The sequence below is a fragment of the Geomesophilobacter sediminis genome (assembly GCF_016458275.1).
Classification (GTDB): Bacteria; Desulfobacterota; Desulfuromonadia; order Geobacterales; family Geobacteraceae; genus Geomesophilobacter; species Geomesophilobacter sediminis.
Map to the genome: position 1 here is coordinate 108,895 of NZ_JAEMHM010000004.1, position 23,088 is coordinate 131,982.

At 55.2% G+C, this 23,088-nt stretch carries 15 protein-coding genes and 3 pseudogenes; 11 read left to right on the forward strand and 7 right to left on the reverse strand.

Features of this window, described 5'->3' with window-relative positions:
* The first annotated feature begins 63 nt into the window (after positions 1 to 63).
* From JFN93_RS05600 to JFN93_RS05615, 4 genes and pseudogenes are all read left to right on the forward strand, one after another.
* Positions 64 to 2,217 (forward strand): multicopper oxidase family protein, encoded by a 2,154-nt coding sequence (locus JFN93_RS05600; protein ID WP_199383019.1) that lies wholly within the window; start codon positions 64 to 66, stop codon positions 2,215 to 2,217.
* Positions 2,218 to 2,247: 30 nt separating this feature from the next.
* Positions 2,248 to 3,398: pseudogene (locus tag JFN93_RS05605) on the forward strand (IS3 family transposase); the annotation flags it as partial.
* A gap of 105 nt (positions 3,399 to 3,503) precedes the next feature.
* Positions 3,504 to 3,608, forward strand: a pseudogene (locus tag JFN93_RS26030) (multicopper oxidase domain-containing protein); the annotation flags it as partial.
* A gap of 47 nt (positions 3,609 to 3,655) precedes the next feature.
* The gene (locus JFN93_RS05615) at positions 3,656 to 4,171 is read left to right on the forward strand and encodes a hypothetical protein (RefSeq protein ID WP_199383020.1); all 516 of its coding nucleotides are present in this window, start codon (positions 3,656 to 3,658) and stop codon (positions 4,169 to 4,171) included.
* 325 nt (positions 4,172 to 4,496) lie between these two features.
* Here the strand turns inward: JFN93_RS05615 and JFN93_RS05620 are convergent, their stop codons facing one another.
* From JFN93_RS05620 to JFN93_RS05635, 4 genes are read right to left on the reverse strand one after another with little or no spacing between them, the layout of a single operon-like run.
* The gene (locus JFN93_RS05620; RefSeq protein ID WP_199383021.1) at positions 4,497 to 5,096 is read right to left on the reverse strand and encodes a response regulator; all 600 of its coding nucleotides are present in this window, start codon (positions 5,094 to 5,096) and stop codon (positions 4,497 to 4,499) included.
* Between the two features lie 20 nt (positions 5,097 to 5,116).
* Positions 5,117 to 6,040: a GGDEF domain-containing response regulator gene (locus JFN93_RS05625; RefSeq protein WP_199383022.1), complete on the reverse strand. Its 924-nt coding sequence runs from the start codon at positions 6,038 to 6,040 to the stop codon at positions 5,117 to 5,119.
* A complete protein-coding gene (locus JFN93_RS05630; protein ID WP_199383023.1) occupies positions 6,015 to 7,559 on the reverse strand; it encodes a sensor histidine kinase in 1,545 nt (514 codons plus the stop codon). Before JFN93_RS05630 ends, JFN93_RS05625 begins: the two co-directional genes overlap by 26 nt.
* 52 nt (positions 7,560 to 7,611) lie before the next feature.
* Complete coding sequence (locus JFN93_RS05635) at positions 7,612 to 8,055, reverse strand: response regulator (RefSeq protein ID WP_199383024.1); 444 nt, start codon at positions 8,053 to 8,055, stop codon at positions 7,612 to 7,614.
* 132 nt (positions 8,056 to 8,187) lie between these two features.
* Between JFN93_RS05635 and JFN93_RS05640 the strand changes: the two genes are divergently transcribed.
* From JFN93_RS05640 to JFN93_RS05665, 6 genes are all read left to right on the forward strand, one after another.
* Positions 8,188 to 9,381: a sensor histidine kinase gene (locus JFN93_RS05640; protein ID WP_199383025.1), complete on the forward strand. Its 1,194-nt coding sequence runs from the start codon at positions 8,188 to 8,190 to the stop codon at positions 9,379 to 9,381.
* Complete coding sequence (locus JFN93_RS05645; protein WP_199383026.1) at positions 9,368 to 9,808, forward strand: response regulator; 441 nt, start codon at positions 9,368 to 9,370, stop codon at positions 9,806 to 9,808. Before JFN93_RS05640 ends, JFN93_RS05645 begins: the two co-directional genes overlap by 14 nt.
* A gap of 8 nt (positions 9,809 to 9,816) precedes the next feature.
* On the forward strand, positions 9,817 to 12,438 hold the full coding sequence (locus tag JFN93_RS05650) for a PAS domain S-box protein (protein WP_199383027.1): 2,622 nt from the start codon (positions 9,817 to 9,819) through the stop codon (positions 12,436 to 12,438).
* Between the two features lie 127 nt (positions 12,439 to 12,565).
* Complete coding sequence (locus JFN93_RS05655; RefSeq protein ID WP_199383028.1) at positions 12,566 to 13,153, forward strand: sensor histidine kinase; 588 nt, start codon at positions 12,566 to 12,568, stop codon at positions 13,151 to 13,153.
* Between the two features lie 32 nt (positions 13,154 to 13,185).
* Entirely contained in the window at positions 13,186 to 13,608 is a 423-nt protein-coding gene (locus JFN93_RS05660; RefSeq protein ID WP_199383029.1) for a sensor histidine kinase, read from the forward strand.
* A gap of 27 nt (positions 13,609 to 13,635) precedes the next feature.
* A complete protein-coding gene (locus JFN93_RS05665; RefSeq protein WP_199383030.1) occupies positions 13,636 to 14,064 on the forward strand; it encodes a hypothetical protein in 429 nt (142 codons plus the stop codon).
* A 632-nt stretch (positions 14,065 to 14,696) separates the two neighbouring features.
* Here JFN93_RS05665 and JFN93_RS05670 read toward each other — a convergent pair.
* On the reverse strand, positions 14,697 to 17,576 hold the full coding sequence (locus JFN93_RS05670; RefSeq protein ID WP_199383031.1) for a PAS domain S-box protein: 2,880 nt from the start codon (positions 17,574 to 17,576) through the stop codon (positions 14,697 to 14,699).
* Positions 17,577 to 17,858: 282 nt separating this feature from the next.
* Between JFN93_RS05670 and JFN93_RS26195 the strand changes: the two are divergent.
* Positions 17,859 to 19,083: pseudogene (locus JFN93_RS26195) on the forward strand (ISL3 family transposase).
* 594 nt (positions 19,084 to 19,677) lie between these two features.
* On the opposite strand, the gene JFN93_RS05680 reads toward JFN93_RS26195, so the two are convergent.
* Both JFN93_RS05680 and JFN93_RS05685 read right to left on the reverse strand, forming a co-directional pair.
* Positions 19,678 to 21,912 carry a ThiF family adenylyltransferase gene (locus JFN93_RS05680; RefSeq protein WP_199383032.1) on the reverse strand — a complete coding sequence of 745 codons (2,235 nt, stop codon included), beginning with the start codon at positions 21,910 to 21,912 and terminating at the stop codon, positions 19,678 to 19,680.
* Positions 21,905 to 23,083 carry a ComEC/Rec2 family competence protein gene (locus JFN93_RS05685; protein WP_199383033.1) on the reverse strand — a complete coding sequence of 393 codons (1,179 nt, stop codon included), beginning with the start codon at positions 23,081 to 23,083 and terminating at the stop codon, positions 21,905 to 21,907. The genes JFN93_RS05680 and JFN93_RS05685 overlap by 8 nt, the downstream gene beginning before the upstream one ends.
* Between the last annotated feature and the right edge of the window lie 5 nt (positions 23,084 to 23,088).

Below are 23,088 nucleotides of genomic sequence, written 5' to 3' on the forward strand. Positions count from 1 at the left end.
CCTTGCAAGAAGGCGGCGAAACCGTACCACCCAACGGCATCACGATAAACAGGAGAAACTATAATGATGGTAAAAACTCGATCAGTCATAGCCACACTTGCGACAGCCTTTACCTTTCTTTGCAGCTCCGTGGTACCAGTCTTCGGATTCAACCAAAGTCCCGCGATCCCCCTTTTCCGGACTACGCTTAGAGGCGTCGGTCCCGGAGGCATACCGGTAGCTCTCCCTGATCCGAAGAAGGCGCCTGTCACCGGTGTCACCCACTACACCATCGACATCAGGCAGTTTAAAGACCAGATTCTCCCTGAAGGTTGGCCACGAACGACATTCTGGGGGTACAACCCCACCATTGGTCTTGGCGGAAATACCACGCCCACCCTTTTGGGGGGCATCATTATCGGCCAGAAAGGTACCCCCATCCAAATTACCTTTAGAAACAAGTTGGCGGTGGAAAACCATATTCTCCCGGTTGACACCACCATCCCCGGCTCGGAACCGGGGGTGCCGGTTAACCGCACCTCCGTTCACCTGCATGGTGGTCTGGTACCGTGGATCAGCGACGGCGGACCGAACTCCTGGTTTGGCACTTCGGGCGATGTCGGCCCGAGTTTTCTGAACAACCAGGTGCTAAACCCAGGGGCTAACCCTGGCGAAGCCGAATACTACTACCCGATGAACCAGAGTGCCCGCTTTATGTGGTACCACGATCACGCAATGGGCATTACCAGGCTTAACGCCTACGCCGGGGTAGCTTCCGGGCTCATCATCCGGGACAATTTCGAGAAGGCTTTGATCCAGGAGGGGCTGCCTGAATTCATCGAAGACGGCGGCAACGAGATTCCACTTGTGATCCAGGACAAGATTTTCGTCGGCAAGCACATTGCCACCTCGGATCCGACATGGACCGGCCTGAAGGATTACGGCAGCCTTTGGTATGCCCACACCTATGACCCGTCGCGTTGGGATCTCCTTTCGGGAGGGAAGCCTCTGCCGGACCCGTCTGCGGTACCTGAGTTCTTCGCGGACACGATGTTGGTCAACGGCACCGCCTACCCAAAAGTAACGGTGCAGGCCCGGCGTTACCGCTTGCGGTTGCTCAACGCCTGCAACGCACGGTTTCTTAATCTTCAACTCTACCTGGCGGACAGCAGCAAGGAAGGCATCACCCTGGACGCCAGCGGCAACCCGACCAATGCCCCTTTCCTAAACCACGCAGCTGGAGATACACCGAACTTCCTGCAGATCGGCACCGAGGGGGGGTTCCTTTCCAAACCGGCGATGGTTGCCTCAAACGTACCTCTCGTGGTTCCGGCACCGGTAAGCGGCGCCGTTGATCCTTCCCTGGTCCAAAAATCCCTCCTCGTAGGTCCGGCAGAACGCCCCGACTTGCTGGTGGATTTCAGTGATGTTCAACCTGGGACCGACGTGGTCCTCTACAATGACGCGCCCGCTCCGTTCCCCATGGGCGATCCGGTGAATGATTATTTTCCAGGTTTGAATAACGGCAACTCTGTGAACCTGACCACCCAACCCGGCTTTGGGCCAAACACCAGAGTATTGATGCGGTTCCATGTTGAAGCGGCACTCCCCCCGAAGGACCCGACTCTTAAGATCGGGACCGCCACCAACCTGGCCCGCGGAATCGATCCGAATCTCGTCCCCTGGGAATCGGACCGGGTTCCCCCAGCCGTGGCCAAGCGATTCCTCACCCTGAACGAGTATCATGACGATTACGGAAGGCTGATTCAGATCCTCGGCAATGAGGCAAACCCCTTCGGCTCTCCCTACGATATGATGGCAACCTACCTGGATTACGGACGTGCTCCGGGCCAAAGTGCCATGGTAATGGCTAGTAGGGAGAACGTCAAAGACGGGGATACTGAGGTATGGGAAATCTATAACACCACGGGTGATGTACACCCCATGCATTTTCATTTGGTTAACGTCCAGGTTATCAACCGTCAGGGATTCGACAGCCTGAGTTACCCCTATGTCGCCAAAGGCCCGGTGATCCCTCCCGACCCGAATGAAAGGGGATGGAAGGAAACGGTGCTGAACTACCCTGGGACAGTTACCCGCGTCATCATGAAATTTGATCTGTCCAAAGCAGGGATCATTTCCCAAGAAGGCAAACCAATTGAGGTCCCGCCCAGTCCGCGAACTGGTGGTGCGGAGTATGTCTGTATAGTGGACCCCATTTTCAGGACAATAGTTTAAGATGGTGCCTGCGGTAAAAAGGGGCAGGCAATGAGCGAACGAAAGCGCAAAAGCTTCACCAGCCAGCACAAGACGAAAGTTGCTCTCGAAGCGATCCGCGGCGTCAAGACGCTGAACGAAATCGCCCAGGAATTTGGTGTCCATCCGACTCAGGTGGGCGAATGGAAACGAGAGCTCCTCGCACAGGCACCCGGCATTTTCGAGAATAAGCGTGGACCGAAGCCCGAGGACCCGTCGGCCAGTCCAGAGCGGCTTTACTCCGAGATCGGTCGGTTGAAGATGGAGCTGGACTGGCTCAAAAAAAAGTCCGGGATCGACCATTAGGTGATCGTAAGCACTGGGTTAGTTTGCTGGACCCGATGGCCATCACTCGGCAATGCGCGCTGGCAGGCGTCGCCCGCTCCACAATTTATGCTCCACGTATGGCCGCTGTTCCGGATGACCTGGAGTTACTTCTATTAACGTTGATCGATGCCGAGTATACGCGTCATCCTTTCTATGGCAGCCGCAGGATGGTAGTGCACCTGGGCAAAGCTGGGCATCAGGTCAACCGCAAGCGGGTTCAACGGCTGATGGGGTTCCTGGGATTGGCTGGCATGGCGCCAGGCCCCAACACCAGTCGTCCTCACCCTCAGCACAAGATTTATCCGTACCTGCTCAGAGGTGTGAACGTTGTAAGACCGAACCAAGTCTGGAGTACCGATATCACCTATATCCGCTTGGCCCGGGGATTTGCCTACTTGGCGGCAGTAATCGACTGGTATTCGCGGAAAGTCCTGGCATGGCGATTGTCAAACACTCTGGACAGCGATTTCTGTGTTGATTGCCTGGAGCAGTCACTACGGGCTTTCGGCACGCCAGACATTTTCAATACTGACCAGGGCTGCCAGTTCACAAGCGACGCGTTCACCGGCGTCCTGAACTCCCACGACATTGCAATCAGCATGGACGGACGCGGCCGGGCCTCGGACAATATCTTCGTAGAACGGCTCTGGCGTAGCGTCAAGCACGAGGACGTGTACCTGAAAGGCTACGTCGACATGCTCGGATTACGGTTGGGTCTGACCGAGTATTTCGAGTTTTACAACACGGAGCGGCCCCATCAATCGCTGGGCAACCGTACTCCAGTCGAGGTCTACCACACGGCCAGCGGCGGCGGCGCAAGAATCGTAGACAAATTTGTTGAGCGTAAAACCACGCTCAAAATCGGGGCAGCGCCGGTCAGCTGCGCGACCGGACACCACCTTAAACTCGACGCTTTATTGTCTTGACTATGGGGTCCACTAAACTGGCACTGCCACATTCTGGAACACGAAGAGCACGATATGATGCATGCATTGATAGTGGAATCGAAACCAGGAAAAGATAAACCCGGCCAGGTCACTAAGTAATTATGAATAAAGTCTTATCCTCAACGCCATCAAAGATGGAGTAAAATATGAGAAAGGTATTTTCCATTTTGTCGGCCATCATTTTGTTGCAGATAAGTCAAATCGCTCAAGCTCAATATACGAACTGGGGCATCAACGTTGGTGGACCGCCGGTCGTCGTTTCACAGCCACCTGATTTTCTTTCCCCCCCGGAGTTAGGTTTTGGGGTAGCCGTGGGCGTACCCTATGACTTGTTTTACGCCTCTGGAGTGTACTACCTCTACAGGGGTGGTGGCTGGTATCGTTCCTCCTATTATGGTGGTGAGTGGATAAAGGCGCGAAAACGCGATCTCCCTCCGGAACTCCGTAGGTATTCCATCACCAGGATTCATGCATATCGTGACCGCGACTTTAGGGAGTATAGCCGCGACAGGGAGCATTACCGCGGACAGCGCTTCCGGCCGGAAATTCACAGAGATGAAGAGCATCGTGAAATGAGAGGGCCGGTGCGTGAGGAGCGCGGAGGTATACGGGAAGAGCGCCCTCAACGTAGCGAAGAAAGAAGAGAAGAACGCGGGCGTTAAGATCCGGAAAATCCACCTGCGCCTCGGTGGTGTTTTTTACTCCGGAAGGAGTGTAGATCAGTGGATGGAGAAAGAAAGGGGCCTGCAATTAAACGCTGCAGGCCCTTTTCTTTAGATTTCAAAGTCCATCTAAACGTGAGTCTAAAATCAAGTGTGGGGGGCTTTTCTTGTCCAAAGCTTGTCTTATTACTTTTAACATCTCGGTGGGCAAGAATGGGCTATAAAGAAACGTAAGGTTTTGAAGATTGTCCACTTGCGGTAGTTTTTTGTGTCCACGATGTCGTGGCACTCAGCACCTAAGAATTAACCCGGCACCTTTCTGAAATCAATCGGCCTTGGTCTCTTTCAGGATCTTATCCGCGCAGTCTTGGCAGAACCCATGGGTAAATTTAGTGTCCAGATGCTCGGAAAAATAGTCTTCGATCTTTTGCCAATAACCGGTGTCGTCGCGGATTTTCTTGCAATACGCGCAGATGGGGAGAAGTCCTTTCAGCACCTTTATCTCGGAAAGACTTTTTTTAAGGTCTTCCGTCAGCTTGTGTTCGGTTTCGATTAGGTGCTGGATCCGAATTCCCGCAGTGAGACGTACCCGGAGTTCCTCGGCTTTGAAAGGCTTGGTAATATAGTCGTCTGCACCGGCCTCCATGCCGACGACCAAGTCCTCGTCCCGGTGCTGTGAGGTCAACAGGATGATGTAGACAAACGGGTCCGGCATTTCATTTCTCAGCTTTTGGCAAATCTCCACTCCTTCCATTCCAGGCATTTTCCAGTCCAGAATCGCAATTCGTGGAGCTTCATCACCCATGAGACGATCCCAAGCTTCAACCCCGTTCTGAGCCAAGATCACATCGTATCCCCATTTCGTTAACGTGACTTCCAAGAGGTGACGGAATACAGGGTCATCTTCGGCAATGAGGATTCTCATGATCTCTCTCCGGAAACGGCCTATGCCGCTACGCAGTCGGAGGATACCTCAACTCGATTGCGGCCGTTTTCCTTCGCCCGGTAAAGTGCGACATCGGCGGCCCGGATCAGAGTGGTGCAATCCCATCTAAGATTCCTGCCGGTTGTGGCAACGCCAAGACTCATGGTCACGGGTATGATTCCCTCCGAAGTATCTATCGGATGACTGCCGATCTGCAAGCAGAACCGTTGCGCGTAGGCGCCTACGCACCCCTTGCCGCAATTCGGCAAGACAGCGAGAAACTCCTCTCCACCGTATCTTCCTAAGGCATCGTAAGGTCGCATCATCGCGCGCAACTTATTGGATGTGATCCGCAGGACGGCGTCTCCGGCAAGATGACCGTAGGTATCGTTGACTTTCTTGAAGAAATCCAGATCGGCCATGATCACGCTGACGCAGTAGCCTTCGCGCTCCGCCCTGGTGAGCTCTCGGGCAAGAATTTCCGTGATCTCCTCGTGGTTCCATAGACCCGTAAGGGAATCGTGCGTCGCTTTGGCATACAGAATATCACGAGCCGCAGCCAAATCCTCATGCAGTTCGACAATGCGTCGGCCCGCTCTCAAGCGGACTCTCAACTCGTTCTGCTTGTATGGTTTTGTAAGGTAATCGTCGGCTCCTGCTTCCATTCCGGCGACCAAGTCCTCCTCGCGACGATGGGACGTCAGAAGAATCAGGTAGATGTAGGGATCGTGAATTTCCCTTCTGACGTTGCGACACACCTCAATTCCTTCCAATTCGGGCATCTCCCAATCGAGTATGGCTAGGCTTGGCCTGTCCTTAGAAAGCAGGATTTGATAAGCCTCAGCCCCATTTCGCGCCGCAACCACGTCGTATCCCCAGTGCGCCAGCATCTTCTCAAGTAGTTTCCGGAAAGCGGGATCATCCTCGGCGATCAGGATCTTCATGTACTCCTCCGCCTCGGCCGGCGGTCCTTTCGATCACCGCAGGCCGAGATATAGTGAAATAGAACGTGGCACCGCTGCCCGGAACCGCTTCTCCCCACACCTTGCCTCCGTGACGTTCGACGATTCGTTTTACCGTAGCCAAGCCGATTCCGAAGCCTTTTTGCGCTTCGGCACCCGGCACCCGGAAGAAGGGGACGAAAAGCTCGTTAGCATGTTTCATGTCGAATCCCAACCCGTTGTCCCGAACCAAGAACGTTGGCGTGCCCCCAGTCTCCCTCTGGGCGAAGCTGATTACGGCAGGCTCCCGGGTACGGGTCCATTTCCAAGCGTTCCCCAGTAGATTTTCCAAGACGATTCGCAACAGGCCCGTGTCCCCATAGCATTGAAGTCCTTCCGCGCTGCGAAAATTAACTGGCCTCTCCGGCTCTGCGAACTTCAACTCGGCATACACCTGTTCGGCCAGCGCCGAGAGGTCCACCTCTTCGCGTTGAAGCTTTACATTTCCCACCCGGGAAAAGGTAAGCAGCGCTTCGATGAGCTGATCCATCCGCAGGGTACCTTCATACGCTTCCTGGAGGTATTCCCGGCACTCCGTCTCCAGTTTGTCGCCGCACTGCATCTTTATCGCCTGGCAGTAGCTGTTGACGACGCTCAACGGAGAGCGCAGGTCATGTGCTACCATAGAGTTGAAAGACTCGATGTCCCTGTTAGCCGACTTCAGTGCTCTGGCTCGGGCGGTCAACCTCCGGTTAAGATTTCTGATCTCCGTTTCTGCCTCTTTCTGTTCGGTGATGTCGCGGGTGATGGTCACCACGCACTTTTCGTCTGCAATCACGATCTCCTCCATCGATAGAAGACCGACAATTTTTCGCCCGCTCTTGCTTTTCAGCCGGGCCTCTACGTTGCGGACGGCTCCTTGCTGTTGAAGTGCCCGAACCAGCTTCTCGCGCGCTTCAGGGTACCAGATCCCAAGCTCCAGAGGTGAGAAGCCAATCGCTTCACCCCTTTCGAATTCAAAGATCCGAGCGAACTCGTCGTTGATTTGGATGTACTTCCCTTCGGACAGCGTTGCAATGGAGACGGCTACAGGCATAGCCTGAAATATGGTGGACAGTTTTGCCTCCGAGGCACGCAACGCTGCTTCGTTCCGTTTTCTCTCTATCGCATAGCAGATTGAGCGTGACAGGAGATTACTGTTCAATTCCGCCTTGATCAAGTAGTCCTGTATGTCCAAATGCAGGAGATCCAGCCCCACCTCAGCATTATTCGACGCAGACAAGAAAATGATAGGCGTAGATCCGCACTGTTGCCGCAAGGTTCGAGCCGTAACCGTCCCTGTGCTGTCTGCCAGCACGGCATCGACCAGGATAGCATCGAAACTCGCCGTTTGCAGCAAAGGCAGCGCGTCGGTCAGTTTCTGAACGTATTGCACCACGTATTCGCCTCTCCGAGATTCAACCAGCATCTTCTTGATCAGCCTGGCCTCGAAGAGGTTGTGCTCAATAAGCAAGATTTCCACAGTTGGAGCGGGCATCTCCTTACCTTCTTGATATCGTTACCCGGTTCTCTCCCTACCTAATCGATTTTAAGAGGGAAGTCTCGATGGCCTTGAACAAGTAGTTAAAGTCCATCGGCTTGGTGATGCAGCAATCCAGCTTGAGCGTTTTGCATTTGTTCTTCCAATGTGGATCACTGAATGCTGTAATCGCTATGATCACCGCGCAAGGATCAATAGCCCTGATTCGTTCAATCATTTCACCGCCGTCCAGAACCGGCATGTTTATATCGGTGACGACTATAGTTGGGCGGTATTGCTCGAACAGGGCGATGCCTTGCTCACCATCAGCCGCGACGTGGATCGGCAACCCCGGAAACCTGCGCCGGAGCATTTGCTCTAGCAACTTCCGCGCCTGTGGTTCGTCTTCCGCATAGAGTAGGGAGATGACGTCGGCTTTGTAATCCATGGGTAAAGAACTCCACTGAAGGTGAAAATCATTATTTCTCATCATCGCCATATATTATTTTCCGTCAATTACAGGACAAATGCAAAGGTTTAAGTAAATTATGCGTCATGCCGCTTGTCCAAAATCTATCCCGAGGAGTATGATAAACGGGAGTTCACGGAAGCTCACACAAGGGTGACCCTGATGACGACAGGCAAACAAGACAACCATGAGCGTCACCAACACTCCCTACCGTCGGCCGATTCGACGTTCGAAGTGTCCTTGAAGCGATTCCGGAATGACTCCTTGGTACGCACTCTTCTGGAGTCGCTGGCCGAAGGGGTTGTCATCATCGACCGCTCCCGGACGATCGTGCTTGCAAACGCCCAGGCGGAAAAGATGTTCGGCTATGAATCGAACGAGCTGATTGGCAAGCCGCATGTGGTGCTGGTCCCGGAGCACTTCCGCACGCGCCACCAGGAGCACGAGGCCGGTTATTTCAATGAACCGAAAATCAGGCCAATGGGGCTCAATCTCGAACTGTCCGGAGCGCGTAAAGACGGAACCGAGTTCCCGGTGGAAATCAGCCTCAGCTTTATTCACTCAGTCGACGGTCTTCTCGTGATGGCGTTCATCAGCGACATTTCGGTTCGCAAGCGGGCGGAAGAAGGGATGAAAGCGGCTAATGCGGAGCTGGCACGCTCCAACAAGGAACTCGACTTGTTCGCCTCCGTGGTGTCCCATGACCTCCAGGAGCCCCTGAAAACCATAACCAGCTATACGGAGCTCTTGGCCCTGAAATATCGCGAAAGGTTAGATCAACAAGCCGACATCTACATGAAATTCATGCTGGAAAGTACGGAGCACATGAAGGTTATGATCACCGACCTCCTCACCTATTCGCGCCTGGGAACTCGGGCAAAGCCGTTCGGTCCCGTGCTGATGGGGGGCGTGGTCGATCTGGCGCTGGAGAGCCTCACGCAATCGCTTCAGGAAGCCGGGGCCGAGATCGAGCGCGAGGAGCTTCCGGAAGTGGCGGGGGACCAGATGCAACTGCTGCAGCTTATTCAGAACCTGATCGGCAACGCCATCAAATTCAGGAAAAAGGAAACGCCAGTCCGGATCCGCATCTCGGCGCAACGCCAAGGAAACGATTGGCTTTTCGGGGTGCATGACAACGGCATCGGCATCGCGCCCCGCTTTTCCATCGAGATCTTCGACGTGTTCCGGCGGCTCCACACCCGTCAGGAGTACCAGGGAAGCGGCATCGGGCTGGCCATCTGTCGAAAGGTCGTCGAACGTCACGGGGGGCGCATCTGGGTAGAGTCGGCCCCCGGAGAGGGTTCTTCATTCTTCTTCTCGTTGCCGGCAATAGGAGCATACGATGGCACGCGATGAGGTGCGGGTAGAGATACTGCTGGTGGAGGATAATGAGGCCGACGTGAACATTATTCGGAAGACCTTCGAGGAAAGCAAGATCGCTAACAATGTGAACGTGGTCAACCACGGGGAGGATGCCCTGGACTTTATGCGCCGCCGCGGCAGATACGCGGGGGCCCCTCGCCCGGACCTCGTGCTCCTGGACATTGGCCTGCCGGGAATAAGTGGCCTGGACGTTCTGGGGGAGGTCAAGGGCGATCCGGATTTGAGGCGTATCCCGATCATAATGTTGACGACATCGAAGACTGAGGAAGACCTCTTCGACAGCTACGATTTGCATGCCAACAGTTACATCACCAAGCCCTTTCACCTGAACGCCCTCTTCGAGGTCGTTAGGGAGATCGAACAATTCTGGTTCGGCACCGTCAAATTGCCGCCGAGGTGAGTGATCAAATGCAGGACGAAACGTTACTAATACTCCTGATAGAGGACGAACCAGCGGAAGCGATACTGATCAAGGAGATGCTGGAACAGCAGGCAGGGCAGAAATACTCGGTCGAGCATGTCCAGTACCTGGAGGAGGCCCTCGCGCGGCTCGAAGACCGCATTTTCGACTGCATCCTGGTCGATCTCGGACTTCCCGATAGCCAGGGGATTGAGACGGCACTTGCGGTGCGAAACCAGGCTAAATGGACCCCGGTAGCGATCATCACGATCCTTGATGACGAGGAGATCGCACGCCAAGCCTTGGATATGGACATTCAGGATTATCTGATCAAGGGAGAAATAACCAAGACGATCCTCGCGCGGTCGATACGCTATGCGATCCAACGCAAACATAATTCGGAGAAACTGCGGGAAAGCGAGGCGCGGTTCGCCTCCTTCATGCTGCACATGCCGGTCGCTGCCTGGATGAAGGATATGGGAGGTCGGTATGCCTACGCCAATGCGGAAGCGGAACGGATTTTCGCAAGGCCGCTTGAGGCGGTGCTGGGGAAGACCGACCGGGACCTCTTTCCGGAAGAGATCGCCCGGCAGTTCGCCGAAAACGACTCCCGTACCCTCGGTGAGGGGGGAACCGTGCAGACAACGGAAAGGTATCCCCATGCCGACGGCACCGAGCATCGTTCCCTAGTCGACAAGTTTGTGATGCGCTCCCCCGACGGTCAGCCCGCGTTTATCGCCGGCATTGCTCTCGACATCACCGAGCGGTTGCGGGCCGAGGACGCCCTGCGGGAATCGGAGGAAAAGTTTTCCAAAATCTTCAACTCTGTGCCGGTAGGGATCACCATCAGTGACCTGGCCGACGGCCGTTTCGTGGAGATCAACCAGGAGGGGGAACGGCTCAGCGGCTACCAACGGGATGAAGTGATCGGCCACTTGGCAGAGGAATTTCTTGTCTGGAAAAGCGCTGACGAGCGGGCGGCGATGGTTGAACAGGCACTGAAGGAGGGTTCGGTCCGGGACCGTGAGACTACCTTTTACACAAAGGAAGGCAAGCTCTTGCATGCCTTTTACTCCGCAACCATCGTCAACCTCGGGGGGAAGCGACACCTCTTGAGCATGGTGAGCGACATTACCGAGCGCAGACGCGTAGAGAAGGCCATCAAAGAAAGCGAGGAGCGCTTTCGCGCCTTAGTGATGGCCAGCTCCCAGGCTCTCTACCGCATGAGTCCAGACTGGAGCACGATGCTCCAGCTCTACAGTCAGGCATTTTTGGAAAGCAATGAGGGTCCAAACAGCAACTGGCTTCAGCAGTACATTCATCCCGATGACCAGCCACAGATGACCGCCGCCATTCAAGAAGCCATCAAGGAAAAGAGGATTTTCGAATTGCAGCACCGGATAAGGCGTGCCGATGGGAGCTTGGGATGGACTTCATCACGCGCCGTACCGCTGATCAATGGCAGCGGCGAAATTGTGGAATGGTTCGGGGCCGCCAGTGACATTACTGAAAGCAAAATGGCTGAGGAAGCTGTAAGACGTGCGAAGGAGGAATGGGAGCGGACCTTCGACGCGGTGCCGGACCTCATCGCCATCCTGGACGGCCAGAACCGGTTCGTGCGCCTGAACCGGGCCATGGCCGAGCGACTGGGAAGACCTCCCGCCGAGTGTCTGGGCCTTTTGTGCCACGTGGCAATCCACGGTACCGACTACCCTCCGGGATTTTGTCCCCATATCTTAACGATGGCGGATCGGAACGAACATGCCACAGAGGTTTTCGAGGCCAACCTGGGGGGACATTTCCTGGTCAGCACGACCCCACTCGTCTCTCCGGACGGGAAGCTGGATGGGGTGGTGCACGTGGCCCGCGACATCACCGAACTGAAGCTGGCGCAGGAGAAGATCGAAACGCTGAACCAGGACCTAGAGGCGCGGGCTGCGGAGTTGGAGGAAGCCAACTCGGAACTGCAGGCCTTCAGTTATTCAGCTGCCCACGACTTGAAACAGCCTTTGAACATCATCAATGGGTACTGCCAGGCGATCATGATGATGTGGGGGGATCGCCTCGACGAGGTGACCCGCGGCTACCTGAGCGAGGCCATCCGCGGCACCGTTCGGATGAGCCGGCTGATCAGCTCCCTGCTCACCTTTTCGCAGATGGGGCACATCGACCTGCACCGCGAGACTGTCGACCTCAGCAGACTTGCGCTGGCGGTGATGGAGGACCTGCGAGCGGCCGATCCGGGGCGCCACGTTACGACCCGAATCGCCGATGGGGTAGTGGGCACCGGCGACCCGAGCCTGATGCGGGTTGCCCTGGAGAATCTACTCGGCAATGCGTGGAAGTATAGTTGCGTTCGTGAGGAGGCGATCATTGAGTTCGGATTAGCCGAGATTGATGGTGAGACTACCTATTTCGTTCGCGATAACGGTCCCGGCTTCAACAAGGCGGAGGCGGAGGTCCTCTTTCTTCCGTTTAAACGACTTAAGGGCTACGAGGAGATCAAGGGGTTCGGGATCGGTCTCGCCACGGTGGAGAGGATTATCAGACGCCACGGCGGAAAGGTGTGGGCGGAAGGAATTCCGGACCAGGGCGCTACCTTCTGGTTCACACTGCCGGTATCGGTGTAGAACAAGCCTTGCGAAGGGTGCTTACATGACATATCACCTTCACGGTAGAGATCGTTTGGTGGCTTTGCGTATCGTCAGTATCTACGCTTTATTCAGCGGCGCATGGATCTTTCTATCGGACCGCTTATTGGGCATACTCTTCCGGGAACCGGGCATCATCGTGCGGTATTCGACATTGAAGGGGTTTCTCTTTATTGCTGTTACGGGAGGGCTCCTCTACCATCTCATTGCTCAACATATTCTGCAATCACGGGCCGCAGAGGAATCCTTGAAAAGTCTTAACGATGAACTAGAGACGCGGGTAGCCCGACGTACCGCGGAACTGGAAGCAAGCGGAAAGGAGCTCCAGAGGCAAAACGAGGAACTTCAACAAGCTTATCGGGGGATCGAGAAGGAAACAGCCAAGCGGCTCCAGACCATGGAGGAGCTAAGGATAAAGGACCGGCTGATGATACATCAAGGCCAGATGGCGGCTATGGGGGAAATGCTCCGGAACGTTGCCCACCAGTGGCGCCAGCCTCTGAACCTTTTGGGCTTAAAGGTCCAGGAAATGGGGCTTTTGTACAAAGATGGCGTGCTAAGCGAAGAGACTGTGAAATCTGCCATAGGTGAGATGATGACAATCATTGCGAGCCTTTCATGTACCATCGACGACGTACGAAGCCTCGCTGATCCAGACGCGGAGAAAAGCTGGTTCAGCGTGATGAGGTCGTGAGGAAGACGATTTCCATCATTGAGGTGAGTCTTATGGAGCTGCACGTTGCTGTTGAGGTTGAGACGCCCGAGGAGATGATGGTCAACGGCTATCGCAACGGGTACGCGCAAGCCTTGTTCAATATCCTCGTGAATGCTAGGGATGCTTTTGGAGAGAGCAGGACATCTGATGCGAAGCTTAAGGTGCGTGCCTGCAAGCGGGACGGTAAAGCCGTCGTCACCGTAACCGACAATGCAGGGGGAATCCAGGAGGATAATCTAGAAAAAATCTTTGACCCTTTCTTTACCACCAAAAAGTCCGGTGAAGGAACCGGGATCGGCCTGTTTATGTCCAAGACTATGATCGAGAAAAACATGGGAGGATCACTGACGGCACGAAACGTAGCCGGTTGCGCCGAGTTTTGCATCGAGGTGAGAGAGGGCTTCTCCAAAGACTCGGGCTGGGGGGAAAAGTGAACAGGCCAGGAAGAATGAGGGGGTGTTATGGCGTTTTTGCCAGCAGCACCACATTCTCAGTATTTTAATTCCGAACATATCCCTTTCTTCGTAATATATGCTATGGTAAGTACTTTGGTTTGTATATCAGGTAGTGCCGAAAATTATTCAGGAAACCTTATGATTAGTTTTAGCGACGAGATGCACGCGAAAATTACCGAAGCGCTGCGTCTAGCGGCGATCTATATCCATGAGCACCCGTGCCCCGACTCCCCGGTACGCCAAGTTGGCGAGGCGTTGGAGCTTGTCACCAGTTGTGATCCCCAAGGGCAGATGGAGAATAGGACCGCGGAACTGGAAGAACTCCTCGCGGAGGTACTTGAAGCCATTTACAACGAAGGAACCAAATTTGTTCCATCCCTCTCGCTGGTGGATAAAATGCAAAGAAGCCTGTTGCTCGGAAAGAAAATTACTTAGTATTGAAGATCGTATAGTGGAGGGGCACGTTTGGGTGAAATTCCCTTGAATAAAACAGATAGATAGTGGTAGGTGTTAAGCAGGCCACAGCCAAGGGGAGGCTCTCAGTTGCTTCACTTCCGAGGCCCATACAACGTTTTGTATGGGCTTTCGCGTTTGAGTGTGAATCAGATTTGTAGTTTAAACCTCTATCGGCGTCGAATCCTGACCCACCTTGATTTGTAACCGTCTAGGATTCCATGCCTCTTCTTCTAGGCCGGGTCAGCGTTGGACGCCGATGGAGGGCCAATTTCAATGCCGATCCACAATGAAGGCTACGGCGGGTCCGTACTGAGTGTGGAGGTTATGGCGGAGGTGAGATAGACGGAATTGCAGATGCATCCGATCTCTACTTCTCAAGCTGAAGGCCGAGGAACGGACCAGACAGCTCTCGGAATCCAACACCCTGGTTGCCGCGGAGATGGAGGAGCGCGTCCGTGCCGAGGAGCTCCTGCGCGCCAGCGAGAGTCGCCAGCGCACGATAAGCAGGAACAGGGCGTGCAAGTTCCTCAAAAAGAGGAATTCCGCCTTCTAAGAGAAGTAAAACTTTCGATCGGGCGAGGTCGGTCTGTTTTTAGTGAGAGGATAGCCCATCATTTCTCTGGAGGCTCCAGCGTTTCGCGCAGGACGGCGCCTAACTCCGCCAGTCGGTAAGGTTTCTGGATAAATCCGGCCAACCCTTTGCCGAGAAACCGTTGGCAGACCTCCTGTTCGTTATAGCCGCTGGACATCACCACCCGTACGTCGGACCTGGTCCGTCGGAGTTCCCGGAAGGTCTCCTCCCCGTCCATGTGGGGCATGGTCAGATCTAGGATCACAGCTTTGATGTCCTGATGTTCCCGGAATATCCCCAGCGCTTCCCGTCCGTCCTTGGCAGTCAGTACGTCGAAACCCAGAGCCTGGAGCATCTCCGTCCCCAAGGCGCGCACAGTCTCCTCGTCGTCGACCAGGAGGACCGTCCCACTACCATGCCAGAGTTCCTGCGAGGTCACCCTTTCGCGTAACGCCTCGGCGTGCCCTTGAGCGACGGGGAAAAGTACCTTGAATGTGGTCCCCTTTCTCGGTTCACTGTAGACCTTGACGGCTCCTTTGTGCCCGCGAACAATGCCAAGGACCGCAGCCATCCCTAACCCCCTTCCTGCGAATTTTGTGGTGAAGAAGGGATCGAATACTCGGGATATGGTCTCCCGGTCCATGCCGCAACCGGTGTCGGCTACTTCCACGAAGACGTAGGTCCCTTCCGGCAACTGCTCGTCCAGCCAGGTTTCACCAAAGTATTCTCGATCGCAGTGCATAGCGCCTGTGGTAATGGCGATCACTCCGCTCGCATCGCCGATTGCCTCAGAGGCGTTGATGACCAGGTTCATCAACACTTGGCGCACCTGGGTGACATCCACCTGAATGGGGGGTAGGTCTTTCGCGAGATTTAGACGTAAGACCGCCTTTTTCGAGATGGAGACTTCGAGCATGTGGGTCATCTCCATGATAATTTCCCCTAGATCGAGAGTCTCGATGACGAAGCGCCCTTTGCCCGAATAGGCGAGCATTTGTCGGGCCAGTTCCGCGGCGCGTTGGGCAGCAAGTTCGATCTGGTGCAGGTTTTCACGGCCCGGCGAGGCGGCGGAAAGACGCATCAGGGCGAGATCGGCGTGCCCCAAGATGGCCAATAAGATGTTGTTGAAATCATGGGCGATGCCGCCGGCGAGCACCCCGAGACTCTCGAGTTTCTGAGCGTGCTGCATCTGGGCTTCCAGCTTTTGTCGCTCCTCATCCGCCCGTTTGCGGGCGGTGATGTCCTGGATGGTACCGAACATCCGGACGGGGTGACCGTCAGGACCGAGCTCTAACTGTCCCAGCCCGTGGACCCAGCGCTCGGCGCGGTCGCTAACTCTAACGATGCGGTATTCGCGGTCGAATCCCTGCCGTTTTCCCAACACTTCCCTTTGCAAATACGTGGACATTTCCTCACGCTGATCGGGGGCGATGATGGTGAGCCATCCGTTGAGGTCCCTGGAATAGGCGTCGTCGATGCCGAAGATCTCTTCCAACTCCTCGGAACAGGTCCAGAGACGGGCCTCAATGTCAAACTCGTAATGACCGATATGAGCAACCCGCTGGGACTCCTTCAGCTTGGCCTCGCTCAGGCGGAGTGCATCTTCGGCTCGCTTGAGCCCGGTGATGTCCTCAACAACCTCAATGAACCCAGTGATTCCCCCCGACTGGTCGAGCAAAGGAAAGGTGCGCAGGTGCACCGCGAAAGTCCCCCCGTCAGCGCGGACCCCTTCAGTATCGATGTTGGAAACCAGACCGGAACGAACCGAGACGATGCCGGGGCAATAGTCGCAGATTCGCTCGCGATTTTTGAACTGCTCGTAACAGTGTTTACCCACGAATGATTCAGCTGCGCGTCCAAACCATTCGGAGGTAGTCCGGTTGACCATGACGATACGGTGTTCTCTGTCGACGAGGGTGATGCCCAGAGGAATATTGTCGAGCAGGGTGCGCTGGCGACTCTCGCTGGCGCGCAGGATCTCCTCGGCACGGACGCGCTCCTCCATCTCCGCGGCAAGCAGGGTGTTGGATTCCGAGAGCTGTCTGGTCCGTTCCTCGACCTTCAGCTTGAGGAGTAGGGGCTGCCGGGCCATGGTACGCAGTAAGGCCGCCAAAAGGGTGCTGATAAGGAGAACCAAAACGCCTTCCGCGGCCAGCTCGGAGAGAGCATGCCAGCCGTCACGCGGCTCCATGCTCAGAGTCCATACGCCATTGGGGACTTCGATGTTGGCTCGAACCGGAGCGTGGAGTGGTTCTGATGACGAACGGGTGATAACTTCACGTTTTCCTGTAGTTGGATTGACTCTTGAGAGTTCGTAGTGATAGCCGGAATGGACTGCTTGCTGCAGTGGTACGGTAGCGAGGAAATCGGGGATGCGAATGACCACGGAGACCAGCCCCCAGAACCGCTCCTTGCCATTGGCCGCATCGAGAAACACCGGGATTCTCCCTACGACCCCCTTTCCTCCCTGGATCAGTTCAAAAGGGCCGGCGAGGCTGAGCCTTCGAGATGAGATGGCCAGCATGGCTTCCTGGCTGCGCTGCCGATCGCTCAAAAGGTTGAGGCCGATGGCCTTTTCATTGCCTGTTCGCGGGTAGACCTGCCGGATTACGCCATCGGGGGCAAGCTGAAGACTGCTGATGCCGCCGTACAATGGCAACATTTCGCTCCCCAATAGGTCGAAGTGCTCAATCCGGCCATTACCCTGGCGAATGAGGGCGGCCAGTGCATAGGTGGCAGAAAGGGATCGGTTCAGGTGGTCCTGAATGGTGTAGGCAAACCGAGCATTGATTTCCCGGACCTGCTTCTCCCGTTCCTCGTAGAGAAGATTCTGGTGGAAGGCAACCAGGACGCCGCCTAGAACCAGACTGATGCAAAATGCGAGAATGGTGACGAGGGTAACCCAGGATGATTTGATCATGTGACCTCAGCAGCCGGCCCGATAAGGATAAAAGCTTAAACTGTTATAACATGTTTGTTCCAAGCCTGGCAGTGGTAATCATTTGCTCACGCGTGAACACATCACCCATATATTTTCCGAGAAGGGTGGTGGACACTCCGGGTTACCTTCCGCCACCCGAACTTGGACATACAGCAGCGGAGAGGGATGAGCCTGCCGGCAACGGAATTTCTGGGCTCTTCCGGGGTTTCCGTGGGGAATTTGATCCTGACCCGCTATACTCCCGCCCGAAAGGGGGGAGCCATGAAAGACCCCGATCTGTACCGTCACCTGTTAGGTTTTAAGTCACCGTGGATTGTTGCTAAGGTCGATTTGTCAGCCTCGACACAGCAAGAAGATGTTTTCGTTGACATCCCAAAGACGAGAAGTGGTCTTGCCCTGTCTGTGACGACTTATTGCCGGTGTACGATCACTCGGAAGAGAGAATCTGGCGTCACCTTGACAGCTGCCAGTTTCAAACCTTCCTTCATGCCAGACCGCAGCGGGTCCAATGTCCTAAGGATGGCGTCCACCAAGTGCGTCTGCCGTGGGCTGAGCCGAAGGCCCGTTTCACGCTACTGTTCGAGCGACTGGCAATCGAAGTAATGCAGGTGACTCACATTCAGGTAGCCCGGCAGATACTTCGGATCAGTTGGGATGAAGCGTGGCACCTTCTCTCTCGGGTAGTCCAGCGGGGCTGCAGCGCAAGGAACCTCGGCTTTTCGAACATCTTGGTGTCGATGAGAAGTCGATTGCCCACGGACAGCGATACTTCACCCTGGTCTGCGATCTCGACCGGGGCACCGTCGAACACATCGGTGACGGCCGGGACAAGCGCAGCTTCGAGTCCTATCTTGAGTGCCTAACCGACAACAACTTGAGGCGATCACGCCATCGCGATGGATATGCACGAAGCTTACGTCTAGGCCGCCCTAGCCAAGGTTCCCGATGCAGAGCGAAAGATCGTCTTCGACCTGTTCCACATCATGGAACACATGGGTGGTGCGGTTGAAGAAATCAGACGTTTGGACCACAGGGCGCTTGTTGACGAGGGAGATAACCGCCTTGCCCGGACCAAGTACATGAGGCTCTACGGCCAAGAGGAAGTCCCCCGAAAAGTACTGGGCTAATTTCTATCTGTTACGCCAAAGCGACCTCAAGGCGGCAAGAGCTTGCGCGCTGAAGGAGAACTTGCGGCCCTTGTGGCGTTACAAACGCCTCTCAGCGGCCAATTCCCACTGGAAGAGTTTGTATTTCTGGGCCACACACTGTCGGCTCAATCCGGTTGTGAAGGCGGCAAAGATGCTGAAGTCTTGCCTGACCCAGGTCTTCAAATACTTTGTGCACCGCGTAACCGACGCCCTATCGGAAGGAATAAACTCCAAGGTAGAAGCAATCAAGAACGCCGCACGAGGCTATCGAAATGCCGAACACTTTAAAATCATGATTTGGTTTCGCCTTGGGGCCTGTCACCCACGGGAAACCCTGAAGAGCCCAAATCTGGATGCTGCAAAGTCGTTGAAGCAATGCTGGACGCGACTGGCATCCGGGCTAAGCCTGTCTCTGATGCGGATGTGGATTGGCGATAGACCTGAGCCTTTTAGTCTTTGCCCCCTATCAGGGCAGATTTTTGGAAATAATGGCCAAAGGGGAGGTGTGTATTCTTTTCCACCATAGAATTGCACTTTGTTGTTTTTTAGTGGAAAGGCTGTGAATACAGCCAGATGCATATTGCCAGTCGCCAGAAGGACGTGCCAGCCCTGATTCGGGCACTTTATTCACGTGATGTGCAGAGAGGCGCGACTCGAATTTCGCTCTCGGATGACCCCGAGCCCTGCTGCGCCTCATGATAAACTCGCTAGGCAACATGTGGGAGTTGGAAACCATCGTCGAGCATGAACTGAACAAGCACCGCGGCGGGATGCCTCACCGGTCGAAGAATCCGAGATGCTAAACGAAGAGAGGCTGGCTGAAAAGGTGGTTATGATCGTCAAGCAGTTACCATCGTCATGCGCCACTTGTTTGTAGCTAAGACTTGCACTACCTTCTGGGGTCAGTCATCGTAGGCACAAAGCCATTAATTTCAATAGTCACCATAATCGGCAAAGCAAGTTAGCTCACCTCCGTGCCATATTAAGTTGAAAGCCGGGATACCCAATCTGAGGTCCTTTATTTTCTGCAGGGTGGCTTCATCGATTCCGGACGGAGTACCGCCGAACAAATGGCTGTGCCAGGTGCCCAGATACGTCAGCCCGGACGATTTCACAATCTCAGCAATCTTATTTTCCAGGCCCTCAACTCCCAGCTCGAATCTGGCGCGGGAGCGGGTTGAATCGGGTGGGGCTTCCAGTATCCTGGTGACGATGGCACATTTCCGGGTGAGGCAAAGCCTGCCGATAAGGACGCCGCCGGTCTCAACGGTCGGCCATCTGGCGACCTCATTCTCCATCATGCCGAAGGCAGGCGCCAGCACCCTTAGCTCCCAGTCCTTTCTTTCGAGGCGGACCCTTCGGGTTTTGGCAAGAGCGGAGGTTTGCCACCTGAGCGACATCCCGGCGGCGTCCAGGAACCCCAGCGACACCTCCCCTTCCTCCGGGATATCCCCTTCAAACACCTGCCGGGCACGTTCCGCCATTGCCGCAGCATGAAGAGATATCCTGGTATCGGGGATAATGGTGGTGTACGACCCGCACCCCTGTCCGGTCGCCTGGCGGTTGAAGGCGTCATCAGCCACGGCCAAGACCTCAGAGAGCGGCTTGTCGTCAATGGCCGAGTCAAAGAGTGCCGCCGATAGGTCATCGACTCGGGGATTCCTGCCGCGCCCTTCGATGGTTATGAACCCAAGCCTTGCCTTTGAGTAAAGCCCGGTCTGGAATATCCGCGAGTTGTTGGTCGCGTTTGGCAGGGAGGCCAGGGTTTCCCGCACGTTCAAAGATGCTGTCGAGTCGATTATCAGGGATTCCTTCTCGAAGAGCCGGGAGCTGCTTTTCGCCAGATAGTCCTGAAGGGACTTGTTATGGGCGGTCGCGCTTACGCTGAAATTCTCCATCACCTTCTTCAGGAGTTCTGCCTTATCACCAGCGGCTGTGGTCAAGGCGTGCCGTGCGAGGTTGTGCTCCGACATCCATCGGTGGTCTATCAGGGTGAAAGGGCCGTGCCCCGCCCGGCAAAGATGCAGAGCGATTTTTGACCCCAAACTGCCACAGCCGATATGAATGATGGACTCCATTTTCCCTGGCGACGCCCCGGAAATCTCTCTCAGCAGCTCCGGCCCGACGGCATGCAGATGGCCAAGAATACCGACGGGAGAATTCATGTCCGGGATTCCTAAAGGCGTGTACTGAACACGAACTCTATAGGAAAGGAATTCCAGATTCGTGTTCTGGTTTATCAGATTGAGCGGCCTCCGGACGCAGTGGATGGTCACAACTTCCACCGCATATGAGACCTTTGCCGACTGATTCCAAAGAAGCTGTATCTGCGGCCAGAACGATTGGTAGGTACCGTACAGCTTGCTTTTTTCCAGCAACTCGCCGAGGTTGGTGACCGTTTCCGGGAAGTAGGTATCGACAACAACACTCTCATTTGGCCAGCAGCACAAGACTGGACAGGTGCCGACGCTGCCTTTCCTGCCGACGAAATCTTTCTGAGTTATTTCCTTTATGAAACCGGCATCCATGGCCCTGCAAGTGTAGTCCGAGATTTTAAAAATATCCCCTGCACTCAGCTTGAACACGTCACAGGTCAGCAGCCTGAAGCCTGCCGTTTTTGAAACAAAGCCCTGGACCTTCGCCTTTTGATAAATGATTGGCTCATCGGCGGTATCCAGCCGCATGGGCTCCCACCCCTGGTTCTTGTTGATGAGGCTGTCGCTTGCCGCTTTTCTCAGCCAGTCTTGCATCTGGTCGATGATGGTTGTCAGCCCATGGCCTTGATGCAACAGGTCATCCAGCGAACCATCGTATATGCAAGGGGACACTATGGAATTGCCAGAGCCTGGGTTGATGTGGGGAAGAGTCCTCGGAAAGTCCACTCGCAGAAAGAACTTGGGCGCTTTGAGAGGGAAGTTCTCCGGGAAATACATGTAGACTGGCTCGACCGTCTTGACGCCGGTGGAACTTATTCCCGTCTCCTCAGCCTTGCTAGGCATGGGGACACGAAATAAAGTCGCAATCTTCCACCAGCCGCTCGGTCTTAGATCCGGTTCTCCCACACTGACGATGTCGGGGAAGGTTTCCAGTTCCTTTACCGCCTGCGCAATGGCGGGGGGCACGGGCATGCCCCCCTCAAGCGTTGCATTTTTCTTGTCCCTACCCATGGGACAACGGCTCCCTGGCCATTGAAACCGCTGCGGCAGCCACCGATGCCTTTTTGTTGCCCGGCGGCTGCGGACCGTCAGCCGCGATTATGAACTCGAACGGTTCATGCGTGGTGGTGGTGTTGGGGTACTCGCCGGTGCACTTGAAGTTCTTGCTGATGGTCAGGTATTCCTTCTTCGCGGCATGGCAAGGGGGGTCGGTGTCGTCGTCCTTAATAGCCTTACTGCTGGACATGATGTAGGCACCGAAATTGGCCTGGGACAGGGCGGACTTGGCATCCGCGTCCACCTTCGGGTCGGCGACCTTGCTTCTGCTGTCGAACGACAGAGCGTGCCACGAGCAGTGGTGCGGAGCAAGCAGCAAGTCGTACTTGAGGTCATCAGTATTGTTCTTGTACTTCGACCATAGCTTCTTCCAGATGGCGACCTCGGCGTCGCCGCCGGTCAGGAAGATACAGGCATCTGGGTGCGCGGCATCCGAAGCGATGTGATACTGGATGATGACGCTGGAGTGGTTCTTTTGGAGGGATTTTTCCTCTTCCTCGTCGGCATCCTTCGGGAACGGGCCGAGGACCCTCATCGAGGCCATGCTATTGTAAGTACCGTTAATCCTGGTGATGGTATCCCCCTGCTTGTAGAGGATGCCCTCCAGCCCCTTCGTCTTGTCCGGGCTCTCGTCTTCGCCGATGATAAGGATTCTATCGCCGTCGGTGATGCCAACCCCGACCTTTTCCTTGTAGAGGTTGGCACGCCTCTTGGCTTCGGTGTTGAACGCCTTGGCGTCATCGGTGAGGGTGTGGTTCGTGCTCGCCCGCCTGTATACCATCGGGGAGGACCAGATTTCCCTGATGACGATTTTCAGCTCTTCCCCCTCCGGCGGCTCGTATTTGTAATCATCGAGCTTGCCGAGGTGGAAATGCTTTTGGAGTCCGCTGCAGTGGTCTTGGTCCGGGTGGCTCAGGACGAAGACATCGACATAGGGGCGACCCTTGTCGTCGGTTTTCAGCCGCGTTCTGAGCTGATTGGCGACATCGCAGGTGTCGTCCTCAGGGTCGTCTGCTGCACACCGGATATTCACGTCGATGAGGATGCTGGTTTCGTTGGTGTCGTTGAGGATAATGAGGGTCATGTCCCCGTTCGCAACGGGGAAGAAGGTTACCTTTGCACTCATGTGGC

Excerpts from the sequence above, each read along its gene's own strand:
- JFN93_RS05670 (WP_199383031.1), bottom strand. The coding sequence starts at position 17,576 with ATGATCAAATCATCCTGGGTTACCCTCGTCACCATTCTCGCATTTTGC.
- JFN93_RS05680 (WP_199383032.1), bottom strand. The coding sequence starts at position 21,912 with ATGGGTAGGGACAAGAAAAATGCAACGCTTGAGGGGGGCATGCCCGTG.
- JFN93_RS05620 (WP_199383021.1), bottom strand. The coding sequence starts at position 5,096 with ATGAGAATCCTCATTGCCGAAGATGACCCTGTATTCCGTCACCTCTTG.
- JFN93_RS05635 (WP_199383024.1), bottom strand. The coding sequence starts at position 8,055 with ATGGCGATGATGAGAAATAATGATTTTCACCTTCAGTGGAGTTCTTTA.
- JFN93_RS05625 (WP_199383022.1), bottom strand. The coding sequence starts at position 6,040 with ATGAAGATCCTGATCGCCGAGGATGATCCCGCTTTCCGGAAACTACTT.
- JFN93_RS05665 (WP_199383030.1), top strand. The coding sequence starts at position 13,636 with ATGGCGTTTTTGCCAGCAGCACCACATTCTCAGTATTTTAATTCCGAA.
- JFN93_RS05640 (WP_199383025.1), top strand. The coding sequence starts at position 8,188 with ATGACGACAGGCAAACAAGACAACCATGAGCGTCACCAACACTCCCTA.
- JFN93_RS05645 (WP_199383026.1), top strand. The coding sequence starts at position 9,368 with ATGGCACGCGATGAGGTGCGGGTAGAGATACTGCTGGTGGAGGATAAT.
- JFN93_RS05615 (WP_199383020.1), top strand. The coding sequence starts at position 3,656 with ATGAGAAAGGTATTTTCCATTTTGTCGGCCATCATTTTGTTGCAGATA.
- JFN93_RS05650 (WP_199383027.1), top strand. The coding sequence starts at position 9,817 with ATGCAGGACGAAACGTTACTAATACTCCTGATAGAGGACGAACCAGCG.
- JFN93_RS05660 (WP_199383029.1), top strand. The coding sequence starts at position 13,186 with ATGGAGCTGCACGTTGCTGTTGAGGTTGAGACGCCCGAGGAGATGATG.
- JFN93_RS05685 (WP_199383033.1), bottom strand. The coding sequence starts at position 23,083 with ATGAGTGCAAAGGTAACCTTCTTCCCCGTTGCGAACGGGGACATGACC.
- JFN93_RS05600 (WP_199383019.1), top strand. The coding sequence starts at position 64 with ATGATGGTAAAAACTCGATCAGTCATAGCCACACTTGCGACAGCCTTT.